Source organism: Aquisphaera insulae, assembly GCF_011064615.1.
Classification (GTDB): domain Bacteria; phylum Planctomycetota; class Planctomycetia; order Isosphaerales; family Isosphaeraceae; genus Aquisphaera; species Aquisphaera insulae.
Genome location: NZ_JAALJH010000002.1, coordinates 186,596 through 199,208 on the forward strand (window position 1 = coordinate 186,596; position 12,613 = coordinate 199,208).

The 12,613-nt window shown below is 68.4% G+C and carries 11 protein-coding genes; 4 read left to right on the plus strand and 7 right to left on the minus strand.

Annotated elements, in window-relative coordinates:
- The first annotated feature begins 77 nt into the window (after positions 1 to 77).
- The 3 genes from G6O54_RS01910 (at position 78) to G6O54_RS01920 (ending at position 4,648) form a co-directional block, all read left to right on the plus strand.
- Positions 78 to 1,139, plus strand: coding sequence for an XRE family transcriptional regulator (locus G6O54_RS01910; protein ID WP_165219590.1), 1,062 nt, complete (start codon positions 78 to 80; stop codon positions 1,137 to 1,139).
- 193 nt (positions 1,140 to 1,332) lie between these two features.
- A complete protein-coding gene (locus G6O54_RS01915; RefSeq protein WP_439650239.1) occupies positions 1,333 to 2,277 on the plus strand; it encodes a sugar phosphate isomerase/epimerase family protein in 945 nt (314 codons plus the stop codon).
- Between the two features lie 451 nt (positions 2,278 to 2,728).
- A complete protein-coding gene (locus G6O54_RS01920; protein ID WP_165219592.1) occupies positions 2,729 to 4,648 on the plus strand; it encodes a purple acid phosphatase family protein in 1,920 nt (639 codons plus the stop codon).
- A 120-nt stretch (positions 4,649 to 4,768) separates the two neighbouring features.
- Here the strand turns inward: G6O54_RS01920 and G6O54_RS01925 are convergent, their stop codons facing one another.
- The 6 genes from G6O54_RS01925 to argB form a co-directional block, all read right to left on the minus strand.
- Entirely contained in the window at positions 4,769 to 5,554 is a 786-nt protein-coding gene (locus tag G6O54_RS01925) for an SDR family NAD(P)-dependent oxidoreductase (RefSeq protein ID WP_165219594.1), read from the minus strand.
- A 130-nt stretch (positions 5,555 to 5,684) separates the two neighbouring features.
- Positions 5,685 to 6,473: a 3-keto-disaccharide hydrolase gene (locus tag G6O54_RS01930; protein WP_250846673.1), complete on the minus strand. Its 789-nt coding sequence runs from the start codon at positions 6,471 to 6,473 to the stop codon at positions 5,685 to 5,687.
- A gap of 246 nt (positions 6,474 to 6,719) precedes the next feature.
- Positions 6,720 to 7,433, minus strand: a complete 714-nt coding sequence (gene rph / locus G6O54_RS01935) for a ribonuclease PH (protein WP_165219596.1) — start codon at positions 7,431 to 7,433, stop codon at positions 6,720 to 6,722.
- Between the two features lie 25 nt (positions 7,434 to 7,458).
- Positions 7,459 to 8,529 carry an ornithine carbamoyltransferase gene (gene argF / locus G6O54_RS01940; RefSeq protein ID WP_165219598.1) on the minus strand — a complete coding sequence of 357 codons (1,071 nt, stop codon included), beginning with the start codon at positions 8,527 to 8,529 and terminating at the stop codon, positions 7,459 to 7,461.
- Positions 8,526 to 9,740 (minus strand): aspartate aminotransferase family protein, encoded by a 1,215-nt coding sequence (locus tag G6O54_RS01945; protein ID WP_250846674.1) that lies wholly within the window; start codon positions 9,738 to 9,740, stop codon positions 8,526 to 8,528. The genes argF and G6O54_RS01945 overlap by 4 nt, the downstream gene beginning before the upstream one ends.
- A 93-nt stretch (positions 9,741 to 9,833) precedes the next feature.
- Complete coding sequence (argB, locus tag G6O54_RS01950) at positions 9,834 to 10,778, minus strand: acetylglutamate kinase (RefSeq protein WP_165219600.1); 945 nt, start codon at positions 10,776 to 10,778, stop codon at positions 9,834 to 9,836.
- A 225-nt stretch (positions 10,779 to 11,003) separates the two neighbouring features.
- On the opposite strand from argB, the gene G6O54_RS01955 reads away from it, so the two are divergent.
- On the plus strand, positions 11,004 to 11,594 hold the full coding sequence (locus tag G6O54_RS01955) for an HNH endonuclease (RefSeq protein ID WP_205678647.1): 591 nt from the start codon (positions 11,004 to 11,006) through the stop codon (positions 11,592 to 11,594).
- Between the two features lie 31 nt (positions 11,595 to 11,625).
- Here G6O54_RS01955 and G6O54_RS01960 read toward each other — a convergent pair whose 3' ends face one another.
- Entirely contained in the window at positions 11,626 to 12,477 is an 852-nt protein-coding gene (locus tag G6O54_RS01960) for a hypothetical protein (protein WP_165219602.1), read from the minus strand.
- Between the last annotated feature and the right edge of the window lie 136 nt (positions 12,478 to 12,613).

The following is a 12,613-nucleotide window of genomic DNA, read 5'->3' on the forward strand; positions in this document are numbered from 1 at the left end:
TTGCCGCCGGGGAGCGGGCGCTGCTACCGTAGCGGGCGCGGGGGCCCTGGTTCGTGTCCTGTTGCGGGCGGACGGCGATGCCGGTCGGACCTCACATCGAGAACTCGTTGCGGGCGATGCGGCTGGGCCGGGGCTGGTCGCAGGAGGACGTCGCGCGCCGGTCCGGGTTGTCCCGCGCGGGCGTCAGCGCGATCGAGACGGATCGGCTTGTCCCCTCGGCCGCGGCCGCCCTGGCGCTGGCGGGCGCCTTCGGCTGCCGCGTGGAGGATCTCTTCCGGCTGCCCACGCCCGGGCCGTCGGCGGTGGCCTGGGCCTGGGAACCGCGGCGACAGCCGTCCCGGTTCTGGTGTGCCCGGATGGGTGAGCGGTCGCTCGCGTTTCCGGTCGAGGCCACGGACATCGGGGTGATCTCGCATGACGGCGTCTGCCGGGGCGGCGGGTTCGATCACTCGGGGCGATTCGACCCGGACCGGACGCTCGTCATGGCCTGCTGCGACCCGGCCGTCGGCCTGCTGGCGACGGAGCTGATGGCCGTTTTCGGCATCCGCCTGATCGCCGTGCCCCGGTCCAGCAAGTTGGCTCTGGCGCGGCTCGGCGAGGGCCTGATCCACGTCGCGGGGATCCACCTGGCTCGCTCGGACGACGCCGACGGGAACGCGCGGGCCGTCCGCGAGCAGCTCGGCGCGGGCTATCGGCTCCTGCGGGTGACTGAATGGGACGAAGGGATCTCGGCCTCGCCGTCCCTGGGCCTCCGCTCGGTCCGCAAGGCCGTCGGCTCGAAGCTGCGATGGGTGGGACGGGAGGACGGCTCCGGCGCCCGGGCGTGTCTGGACGAGCTCCTGGGCAATCGCCGCTTGCCCACCCCCGTGGCATCCGATCATCGCGGCGTGGCCGCGGCCATCCGCAACGGCTGGGCCGACCTGGGCGTCTGTCTTCGCCTGGTGAGCGAGGAGGCCGGCCTGGACTTCCTCAGCGTCCGGACGGAATCCTACGACCTCTGCTACCCGGAGCGCCTCAAGGGCGATCCGCGCATCGAGGCGCTGGTCTCCGTCGTCCGCTCCCCCTCCTATCGCCGCTCCGTTGGCGAGCTGCCGGGTTACGACAGTTCGCGGACCGGGGAGATGCAGCAGGTTGTCTGAGGGCTGCGACTACCGGGGATGATCCTTTGCACCGCGGGCATTTCACCGCGCCCCTGACGACTCGAGGCTACCGGTCGAATCCGGTCGCGCGGACTTGCCGACGACCGTTCCTGGCGAATTGCTCGCTTGCCCTTTCATGGCCTTCGAAATAGCCTTGAGGACCTTGATCCCCATCCATTGAGGAGGCGTGATGATGTCGATGACCCGGCGTGGATTCCTGGAACTGGCGGCGATGGGGGGAATCGGGCCGACGGCGAGCATGGAGGCGGCCGCCGCGGCCGCGGACCACGCGGTCGGCCGGAAGCGAGGGAATTCGATCGGCGTGTCGACCTACTCGTTCTGGCAGTTTCGGGGCGAGCGGCTGGGGATGGCGGCGTGCCTGGAGAAGGCCGCGAGCATGGGCTTCGACGGCGTCGAGCTCCTCCACGTCCAGATGGAGGACGAATCGCCGGCCTTCGTGAACGGGCTCAAGAAGAAGGCGCATTCGCTGGGGCTGGCCCTGATGGGCTTCTCGACGCACCAGGGATTCGTCCATCCCGACGCCGATCTCCGGAGCACGAACGTCCAGAAGACGCTCTACCAGCTCGACCTCGCCTCCGACCTGGGCATCCCCACGATGCGGATCAACACCGGGCGCTGGGGGACGGTCAAGTCGTTCGACGACTTCATGGCGAAGAAGGGGATCGAGCCCCCGCTCGAGGGGCACACCGAGGACGAGGCCTTCGGCTGGGCGATCTCGTGCATCGAGAAGCTGCTTCCCCGCGCCGAGGCCCGCGGGGTGGTCCTCGGCCTGGAGAACCACTGGGGACTCGGCCGGACGGCCGCCGGCGTGCTGAGGATCGTCGAGCAGATCAGATCCCCGTGGCTCCAGATGACCGTCGATACGGGCAACTTCCTGGAAAACGGCCTCGAGCAGATCGAGAAAATGGCCTCGAGCGCCGTGCCGATCGCCCTCGTCCAGGCCAAGACCTACTACGGCGGCGGTCGCTGGTACGCCCTCGACCTCGACTACGCGAAGATCGCGGGGATCCTCAAGGCCCATCACTACAACGGCTGGATCTCCCTGGAATTCGAGGGCAACGAGGACGCCCAGACCGCCGTCCCCAAGAGCCTGGCGATGCTCCGCGAGCATTTCTGAAAGCCGCGGTGATCCCGCCGCGGATGAATCGGGATTTTAGCCACGGGTATACACCGATAAACACGGATAAGACAGACTTGAGAAGGACGATGCCGATGTCGACAATGTCGTTCGTCGCCAACCGACTGCTCCAGGGAAATTGAGATCGGTAGCACCTCAAATTCCCCCAATGGTCGAGCTTCCGCAAACTGCGGCGTCGATCTCCTTTGCTTCCCCCTCATCCCGTCAAAACCTGGCCAGGCTTTCGGAACCCAAGAGGCCGTGCTGGAACATCACGGAAACGCCCCGGCTTCGAGACAGAGTCTGGGCGTCGGCATACCGGCCCGCCGGGCCCGGGGCCCGGCCAGCTTTGTGGAATCCGGCATTACCAAACACCAGGTAATCGAGTATCTAGGGCTTTGAGTCGGTCAAGGATGACGGAAGCTCAGGGCTGCTGGTTATGAGTGTATGGATGCGCAGGTCGGGCCGGGTCTGCATCCTGCTCGCGGGATTGTTCGCCGGTTGCCGGGCGGATGTCCCGGTGGAGGAGTTGCCCGACGTCGCGCGCACCCTGCAAGGGATCGGCAAGCGGCTCAGCGCCGAGTTGTCCGAGTCGCGGCTCACGGAGATAGCCGCTCGCGAGGCCTCGATCGTGCCGATGCTCCGTCGTGACGAGCGGGATGTCCTGGGGCGGGGCTATCTCCGCTTCCGCGTGGATCGGCCCGTGGTCGTCTCGGTGGCGTCCCCGGCGGCCTCGGTCCCGTTCTGGGTGCATGATCGTGGATTCATGGCGACCTCGGACGCGCTCCGAATTGCCGGTGATCGCTGGGCTGTCTACCGAAAGGCGTTCCCGGCAGGCTGGATCGGGCTGGGGGTGAACGGGCTGGATCGGAGGGCCTCCGCCCACTACGTCGCGCTGATCCAGGACGCGAACGGCCCGGGATCGATGTCTCCCGAGGCGGTGGTGCTCGCGGGCGGGCCCGGGAACGACTGGAGGGTGGTCGAGGCTGCCCCCGGCGTCAGCTCGACCTCGGATCTCGTCCGGCCCGTGGAGACGATCTCGCCGGGCCTCGAGAAGGCCGTCCTCCTGCAACCGGCCCACGACCGTCGGCATTCGACCCTGCTGGCGACCGGCCGGGTCTGGAAGACGCACGTGCCGTCGTCCTCGGCCCCGGACCAGGTCACGATCGCCTATGGGGCCGATCCCGCGCATGAGCTGGTCTGGAGCTGGAGGACGGCCCCCGACGCGGCGCGGTCGGTCCTGCGGCTGGTCCCCGCGCGGTTCGAGTCGGCCGAGCCCGACGAGGACCGCGACCCGGACCTTTCGGAAGCCCGGGTCGTGGAAGGATCGTCGAGCCTCCTCGAATCGCCGAGTGTGCTCAATGATCCGGTTATCCGCCGCCACGTGGTCTCGGTCCCGGGGCTGGAGGAGGACACCGTCTACCTCTATTCGCTCGGCAACGGCTCGACGAAGGGATGGGGGCCATGGCGGGCCGCCAAGACCGCCAGGGCCCGCCCCGGGCGGCTCGAGTTCCTCTACATGGGGGATGCCCAGACGGGGCTGGAGGACTGGGGCAAGCGGCTCATGACCGCGCATCGCCGGCACCCGGGGATCGAGTTCGTCCTGCTGGCGGGAGACCTCGTGGACCGGGGCAACGAGCGGACGAACTGGGACCACTTCTTCCTCCGCTCCCGCGACCTGTTCGAACGCATCCCGGTCATGCCCTGCGCCGGGAATCACGAGTACCTGGACTGCGGCCCTCGCCTCTACCGGGCCAATTTCGCGCTGCCCCGCAACGGTCCGGCGGGGATGGATCCGGGCCTAGCGTACCATTTCGAGTCCGGGAGCGCCTTCGTCGCCGTCCTCGACAGCACGCTCGCCGTCTCCGACCGCGGCTCGGCCGAGCGCCAGTCGCGGTGGCTCGACGACGCCCTAGGGCGGACCCGGGCCGACTGGAAGATCGTCATGTTCCACCACCCGATCTATCCCTCCCACCCGTGGCGCGATTCGCCGTCGCTGCGCGAACACCTGGTCCCGATCCTCGATCGTCACCATGTCGACCTGGTCCTCCAGGGGCACGACCACGCCTACCTCAGGACCTACCCGATGCGCGCGAACCGTCGGGTCACCTCGGACGGGGAGGGGACCGTGTATGTCGTCTCGGTCGCCGGCGACAAGTTCGTCGACCAGCCGCCTCGCGACTACATCGAGGTCGGATTCACGGGGACCTCGACGTACCAGACGATCGAGATCGACGACGTGGATCATCGCCTGACTTACCGCTCGTGGACCGACGCGGGGGAGCAGGTCGACCGGATGGTGCTGTCCCACCCCCGCGGGGCTCTCAAGGCTCGTGACATCGCCCGCGGCGATCGGGCCATGCCGCGTTAGGGCGCCCAACGCTACGAGTGACCACGGGTCGTCTCGCTGGCACGGCGCACGGAGCGTGCTTGCCGCCATCCGGAACGCCGTCGGCGGGCAGGCTGCGCCGGTGATGTCGCCTCGCCGCCCTCAGATCGACATCGGCCGGATCTTCTGGGTGGCACCGCCGTGGTCCACGAGGACCGCATCCCCCGATTCGAAGGACGGGTCGCCAGAGAACATGGCGAGCACGACCGCGGCGACGTCCTCAGGCCGGGTGGCGAGGCCGCTCGGGTTCATGTTGGCCAGCCTGTTCTTCGCCTCCTCCTCGTGATGCGCCAGGCGATCCATCATGGGCGTGTCGGTGAGCCAGGGGCAGACGGCGAAGACCTTGATGTTCTCCCCGGCGTAGCCGGTGGCGACCGACTGGGTCATGCTGATCACGCCCGCCTGGGTCGCGCCGAGGAGGACGGCGTCGGGGAAGGGGAGGACCGTCCCCACGAACGAGGAGGTATTGACGATGATCCCTCCCCCCTGGCGGCAGAATATGGGGAGGACCTCTTTCATGCAAAGGAAGACCCCCTTCACGTTGACCGCCAGGACGTCGTCGATGATCTCCTCGTCGCTGGCCGAGATCGGGCCGAGGACGCCCTCGATGCCGGCGTTGTTGAAGAGGAGATCGAGCCCGCCGTAGATGTCGATGGCCTCCTCGAAGAGCGTGCCGATGGCGTTCTCGATCCTCACGTCCGTGCGGAGGAACTTCACGTCGTAACCCTGCTTCGCCAGGTCGGCGGCGGACGTCTTGCCGCGGATGTGGTCGCGGCCCGCCATCACGACCTTCGCTCCCCCGGCCGCCAGGCGGGTGGCCACGGCCTTGCCGATCCCGGTGGCACCACCGGTGATCACGGCGACCTTTCCAGCGAGGACATCGGCCATGGGAGGCTCCTGTGCTTCCGCACCATGTTCGCATGTCGAGTCGGGACGCGTCATCGCGAGGTGCCGCTGTCGGCACGAGCCGGGCCGCCGGGCGTTCGTCGCCCGCGGGGCCCGGCGCCGCCGGGCGGCCTCAATCCTTGTCGAGTTCCTTGATGAAGATGTTCTTGTATTGTAGCAGGCTCGGGGGACCTGACCATTCCCCGTTCCGCTTCCCGCCGTGGTGCTGGAGCGCCAGCCGGCCGCGGGCCGGCAGGTCCGGGATGGCGACCGTCGGCACCACGAGGACCCCATTGAGCACGGTCGTGACCGTGTTCCCCTTCACCCGGATCTCGAACCGATTCCACTCGCCGATGGGCCGGTCCGCCTGGTGCCGCGGCGTCACGGCGGCCCGCAGCGCCGGCGCGGTGCTCGGGTCGGTCCTGAGCCCGTACATCTCCCCGGAGCCGATCGGCCAGCACCAGATGTTGACCTGATGCCGGCCGGACCCGCGCAGGTAGACGCCCGAGTCCGCGTCCGGCAGCGCCAGCTTCATCTCCTTGCCGTGGATATCCTTCGCATGGGTGCCGTCGGGCAGGATGTAGGGGATGTTCTTGTTGATGTAAGGGGCCTCCTTGATCCGCCAGTCCAGCCGGAGCTCGAAGTCGACGAGCTCCCTGTCCAGCCAGAGGCTCTTCTCGCCGGATGCCTCGCTCTGCGCGTCGTAGTCGATCGCGCCGTCGACCACCTTCCAGTGCCCGTTGTCCCCTTCCGGCACCTTCCAGCCGGTCAGGTCGCGGCCGTTGAAGACCGACGCGAATCCCGGCGGCGGCGCCGCGTCTTCGGCCCGCGCGGCCGTCGTCGCCAGCAGGCCCACCAGGGCGAGGCCGGTCGCCCAGCCGCTTCGACACTTGGTTCGCCGATCGCATCCAGTCTGATCCACGGCCTCGCTCCTCTCGTCCCCGGTCCAGCATCTCGACCCCAACGGGCGTTAACGCCCATCGTAGCGCATCGATTCGGGCGCGGCAAGGAACGACCCGCACCGGGAGACATATCCCGCGGTGCTGATGGGAGTCGAACTTCGCGGGCGAGCGTCGGGCTCGCGGGAGCGTTCGCCGGGAATCCGGCCCCCGGGCTGACTTGCAGGTCGGTCAGGGAGCTTCGCCGGGCCCGGGCGTTCGGTGCGCATTTAGAAGGGCCAGTCCGCGCCCAGGGCCTCACGCTGGAGCTGGCCCAGGCGGTCGATGCCGGATTCGGCCAGGTCCAGGAGCGACTGCAATTCGGCCCGGGAGAAGACGCCCCCCTCGCCGGTCCCCTGGACCTCGACGAGTCCCCCCTGGCCCAGGCGGACGACGTTCATGTCCACCTCGGCGCGGGAGTCCTCCGGATAGTTCAGGTCGAGCATGGGGACGCCGTCGATGATCCCCGCGCTGACGGCGGCGATGCTGTCCTTGAGGATCTCGCGGGCGCGGTCGCCGAACTGGCGGCGGACGGCGTCGGCCACGGCGACGAAGGCGCCGGTGATGGCCGCGGTCCGCGTGCCGCCGTCGGCGTTGATCACGTCGGCGTCCACGTGGATGGTGAATGGGCCGAGTGCCCGGGTATCCACGATCGCGCGGAGGCTGCGGCCGATGAGCCGCTGGATCTCCGTCGCCCGGCCGTCGGCGCCGCGACGCTTCCGACCCGGCGTGCTGCCGGGCAACATCGCGTACTCGGCCGTCAGCCAGCCGACCCCCTTGCCTTCGAGGAACGGCGGGACCGATTCCGAGACCTGCGCCGTGACGAGCACCGCGGTCGCGCCCGCCCGGATGAGGGCGCTGCCGGTGCTGTTGGCGACGAAGCCCCGCTCGATGGTCACCGGCCGGAGGTCCGCCGCCGCGCGGCCGTCGACTCGCGTGGACATCAGAATCAACCTCGCTCTCGTGGGGTCACTTGCCGCGCTGCTCGAGGAGCCAGAGCAGGAGGGCCATCTGGAAGTGCATCCGGTTGGCCGCCTGGGGGATCACCCTGCTCCGCGGGTCGTCGAGGACCGCGGAGGTGACCTCCTCGCCGCGGTGCGCCGGCAGGCAATGGAGGAAGATCGCGTCGGGCTGGGCCTTCGCGAAGAGGGCCTCGTTCACCTGGTATGGAGCAAAGACCTCGCGACGCTCGTCGGCCTCCTGCTCCTGGCCCATGCTCGCCCAGACGTCGGAATAGACGACGTCCGCGCCCTTCACGGCCTTCGCGGGCTTGCGCTCGACGACCAGCGGATAGTCCGGGAACTTCGCCGCGAACCGCGCGACGAAGTCGGCGGGGAACTCGTAGCCCTTCGGCGCCGTGAGGACGAAGTCCGCCCCGAGGAGGGCGGAGGCCAGGGCGAGCGAGCGGGCGACGTTGTTGCCGTCGCCGACGAAGACGACCTTCTTGCCGGCCAGGTCGCCCCGCTCCTCCAGGATGGTGACCATGTCGGCCATCGCCTGGCAGGGGTGCGAGTAGTCCGACAGGGCGTTGATCACCGGGACCGAGGCGTGCCGCGCCAGCTCCTCGATGATCGACTGGGAGAAGGTACGGATCGCCAGGAAGTCGACGTACTGGCTGATGACCCGGGCGAAGTCCGCGACGCTCTCGCGGACGCCCAGGCCCACATCCTTGCCCCGGAGGAAGATCGACGAGCCGCCGAGCCTCGCCATGGCGGTCTCGAAGCTGACGCGGGTCCGGAGCGAGGGCTTTTCGAAGAGGAGCCCTAGCGTGCGGCCCTGCATCAGGGGCATCCGCGGGGGGCCGTGAGAGCCGGCCTTGAGCTTCACGGTCCGGTCGATCAGGCTCGCGGCCTCGTCCGGGTTGATGTCGAAGAGGGAGACGAAGTGGCGTGGCGGCCCCGCCGCTGCGGCCTCCCCGGCCGGTGCCCCGACATGCCGCGTGCCGGCCGCGAACCCATTCTTTCGCTTCGCATTCGCGCCCGATCCGGCCTTCGCCGCCGGGTCGGTCGGCCCGGGCGTCGCCTTGGCGTGCTGGCTCATCGGGCCACCTCCCGGAGGACATCCGCGAGGATGTCGCAGCCCTCATCGATCTGGTCGTCGGTCAGGTTGAGGGCCGGCAGGAGTCGGACGATGTGGCCGTGGGTGGCGTTGATCAGCAGCCCTCGCTCGAGGCACGTCGAGACGACCCCGGTCGCGTCGAACGTGAGGTCCAGGCCGATCATCACGCCCCGGACGCGGATCGCCCTGATCCGGTCCGGCAGCTCCGCGCGGAGCGACTCGAAGCGGGCTCGGAAGCGTCCGCCGATGGCGAGCCCACGCCCGAGGAGCCCCTCCTCCTCGATCGTCTCGATCGTGGCGAGCCCGGCCCGGCAGGCGATCGGATTTCCGCCGAAGGTGGACGCGTGCAGGCCGGGCTGGAGCACCTGCGCGATCTCCGGCTTCGCCATCATCACGCCCGCGGCGATCCCGCCGGCCAGGGCCTTGGCGCACGTGAGGATGTCGGGCTCGATGCCGAAGTGCTGGTAGGCGAACCAGCGGCCGGTGCGGCCCATGCCCGTCTGGACCTCGTCCAGGATCAGGAGCATGCCCTTCTCGTCGCAGAGCTTGCGCAGGCCGGGGAGGTAATTCTCGTCGGGGACGATCACCCCGCCCTCGCCCTGGATCGGCTCCACGAGGACCGCCGCGGTCTGGCCGTCGGCCGCCCTGGCGACGGCGCCCAGGTCGTCGTAGGGGACGTAGCTGAAGCCCGGCACGAGGGGCTGGAAGGGCTCCTGATACTTGGGCTGGGCCGTCGCGGTCAGGGCCGCGAAGGTCCGCCCGTGGAAGCCCCCCTCCGCCGTGATCAGCTTGAACCGGCCCTTCGAATGCCCCCAGACGCGGGCGAGCTTGATGGCCGCCTCGTTGGCCTCCGCGCCGCTGTTGCAGAAGAAGCTCTGTCCGCCGAAGGACCGCTCCGAGAGGGCCTTCGCGAAGGCACCCTGCGCCTCCATGTACCAGGTGTTCGGCACGTGGATGAGCTGGCCGACCTGATCGCGGACCGCCTCGACGACGCGTGGCGGACAGTGGCCCAGGAGGTTGCAGCCCCAGCCGGGGAAGAAGTCGAGATAGCGCCTCCCCTCGGCGTCCCAGACCCAGGATCCCTCGCCCCTGACCAGGCAGACCGGGTAGCGGCGGTAGTTGGGGATGACGTACCGCGAGAACTCCTCGATGGTCTCCGCGGAACCTTGCGGGGCGATATGGACGTCTGGCAACGCAGGAAACTCCGGCAGCGGAAGGTGCGGGAAGCGGGGGCGGGCCCGCGGATGGATCTCATCAGGTTTGGATCGGGCGGGGTCGTGGGGGCCTCACCGGACCAGGACGGGCTTGCGGCCCGCGGGCGTGCGCTTGTCGATCGTGTCGGCGTTCTCGTTCTCGATCTCGGTGCCGACCCCGCTGTCGGTGAAGATCTCCAGGAGGAGCGAGTGGCGGACTCGGCCGTCGATGATGTGGGTCTTGAGGACCCCGGCCTCCAGGGAGGTCAGGCAGGCTTCCACCTTGGGGATCATGCCCTTGTCGATGACCCCCTCGGCGATCAGCTCGCGGCACTCCGCCGGAGTCAGAGCCGAGATCAGGCTCGAAGGTTCGTTGCGATCGCGGAGAATCCCCGGCGTGTCGGTCAGGAAGACGAGCTTCTCGGCCTTCAGCGCCTGGGCCACGGCGGCGGCCGCCGTGTCGGCGTTCACGTTCAGGAGCTGCGTCTCGTCGTCCTCATCCTCCGCGAGCGACGGCAGGAGCGGGACGACGCCGGCCAGGCAGAGGTTCTCGATCGGCTCGATGTCTACCTCGGTGACCTCGCCGACGCGGCCGAGGTCCAGCTTCGTGCCGTCGGCCTCCTCGAGCATCAGCCTCCGCCCGTAGAGACATTGATGGGTCCTGTGGTGGAGGCCCGAGGCGCGGCCGCCGAACTTGCTGATGTGCCGCTCGATGTCGGTGTTGATGTCCTCGGCGAGCACCCGCGCGACGATCTCGAGCGTGGCGTCGTCGGTGTACCGCCGCCCTTTGACCCATCGCGGGACGATGCCGGCCTTCTCCATCGCCGCGGTGATCGCCTTGCCGCCGCCGTGGACGACCACGGGGCGCATGCCCACGGTCTGCATGAAGACGACGTCCACCAGGAGGGCGCGCAAGGACTCGGGATCTTCCATCACCGAGCCGCCGAGCTTGATGACCGTAAACCGGCCGTGAAACTTGCGGATGTATCCGAGCGCCGCGATCAGCACATCGGCCTTGCGAATCGCCTCCTCATGCACAGCGCGTCCCCCTCTGGCCCTCGCGGGCCCTCCGACCGATTCGCCAATCAGTAAACCATGATTGTCCCCCAGATCCGGCCACTTGTAAAGTCCGGACCGAGGGTCGAAATGGAGGCGCGGAGGCGTGCAGATCCTTGGCGTTCGGCCGGGCTTGATTCCGTCGCGGGCCTGGATTGGAATCGAAAGCCGCGGACGTTTACGACGAGCCGGCCGGCGGGGAAGCCGATGAAGATGTCGATCCTGGAACGCCTCCTGTTCGCCCAGGGAAACCGCTGTTTCTTCTGTGACCAGCCCTTGAACCGGTCGGAGGCGACCGTCGAGCACCTCGTGGCCAGCTCCAACGGGGGCAGCAATGCCGAGGGGAACTGCGTGGCGTGCTGCCAGTCGCTGAACTATCTGCTGGGCAGCCTGTCGCTCAAGGAGAAGCTGCGGGTGGTTCTCAACCAGCGCGGGCGGTTCCGCTGCCCGGCCCGCCGAGGATCCGAAGCCTTGCCCCCTGCGATCGAGAGCAAGAATGAAGACGAGGATGAGAATCAGAGCGAGACCTCGGCCGCGATCGACCACGGCGGCCCCGGCCCCGGCCGGGCCGAGAGTCTCTTCCAGGCCGCCGTCCTCAAGCTCGCCCCCCTGAAGACTCCGCCGCGGACGCTAACCACACTCCGCAACCACTTGAAGGCCCTGCTGCCGACGATGACGCCGGAGGAGCAAGATGCCCTGATCGAGGTGCTGAAAGCGTCGGGCAAGATCGTCGAGGCCGACCGGAAGATCGAATATCACCTGGAGGCGAGCGGAGGCGGCTCCGACGTCTCGCCTTGACGGCTGTGCCTACATCGCTCGACTCGGCCGTTCAGCTCCTCCGGCGTCGGCACCAGGCTCCGGCCGCAATCAAGAGCCCGCCGAGCGAGCCGCTCGTCAACGCCGCGGGCTCGGGGATGACGGAGGGGTTGCTTCCGGCGCTGGCGAGGTCGTTGATACGAAGCTCTCCCCCCGCGGCGGACGATACGGTGGACCTGTAAGTCAGGGCTCCGGTTGAAAGGTTGACGTCGTAAATGTCGCCGGTCGTGGTGTTCAGGCCGATCAGCGTGGACCCAGCGAAAGCCAGTTGAAGGTTAACCGGGAGCGAGGCGATCGTGGTGACCGCGAAGGTCGTCAGGTCGATGCCGAAAAGCTCCTGTCCATTGTCGGTCACTCCGGCGCCGTAGATCGTGCTGCCCGAGAAGGCGATGTCGCCGAGTGCATAAGGCTTTACATCCCCGCTCATGGCGAACGCGGTGTCGGTGACAATCGACGTGCCCGAGCTCTCGAAGCCAACCTGGTGGATGAAGGGGCTGTTATTGGCGATGTACCAGTACGCTCCATCACCATAGGTACCGAAGGCGACGTTCCCGACGAGCCCCCCCGCGGCGACCGGGATACCACCCTCGGACGCGAAGAGTGTGTCATTCGAGGTCAACCCAAAGGACGTATAATACAGGACCCCGTTGTCGCCTCGGGCCAGGCTGTTGCCGGAGTTGGCGCTGGAGCCGAGTGCGGCGGAGGACGTGCTCTCGACGAGGGTGGCGATCCCGGTATCGACGTCGATGGAGTAGATCCCGCCGCCGTACGCGACGGAGTTGATCCCGAGGACGGACTCCGCCTTGGCCGGCGCAGCCAGGGCGCCGCAAAGGGCAATCAATGCGATCAGGTGACGCTTCGACATGGAAGAACCTCGCTACGGTGAATGTCCCGAATCGAATAGAACATCGCGGGGCCGCGGCGGGAGGGAGGGAGATGGTCGCGGCATCATGAGGCATCCATGCCCCGCAGGGCTTGAAGCGAGCGCTCGTCCTCCCGAC

Bases quoted from the DNA above. Each gene is read 5' to 3' on its own strand.
- G6O54_RS01920 (WP_165219592.1), top strand. From the start codon at position 2,729: ATGCGCAGGTCGGGCCGGGTCTGCATCCTGCTCGCGGGATTGTTCGCC.
- G6O54_RS01925 (WP_165219594.1), bottom strand. From the start codon at position 5,554: ATGGCCGATGTCCTCGCTGGAAAGGTCGCCGTGATCACCGGTGGTGCC.
- argF (WP_165219598.1), bottom strand. From the start codon at position 8,529: ATGAGCCAGCACGCCAAGGCGACGCCCGGGCCGACCGACCCGGCGGCG.
- G6O54_RS01955 (WP_205678647.1), top strand. From the start codon at position 11,004: ATGAAGATGTCGATCCTGGAACGCCTCCTGTTCGCCCAGGGAAACCGC.
- G6O54_RS01915 (WP_439650239.1), top strand. From the start codon at position 1,333: ATGTCGATGACCCGGCGTGGATTCCTGGAACTGGCGGCGATGGGGGGA.
- G6O54_RS01910 (WP_165219590.1), top strand. From the start codon at position 78: ATGCCGGTCGGACCTCACATCGAGAACTCGTTGCGGGCGATGCGGCTG.
- G6O54_RS01960 (WP_165219602.1), bottom strand. From the start codon at position 12,477: ATGTCGAAGCGTCACCTGATCGCATTGATTGCCCTTTGCGGCGCCCTG.
- rph (WP_165219596.1), bottom strand. From the start codon at position 7,433: ATGTCCACGCGAGTCGACGGCCGCGCGGCGGCGGACCTCCGGCCGGTG.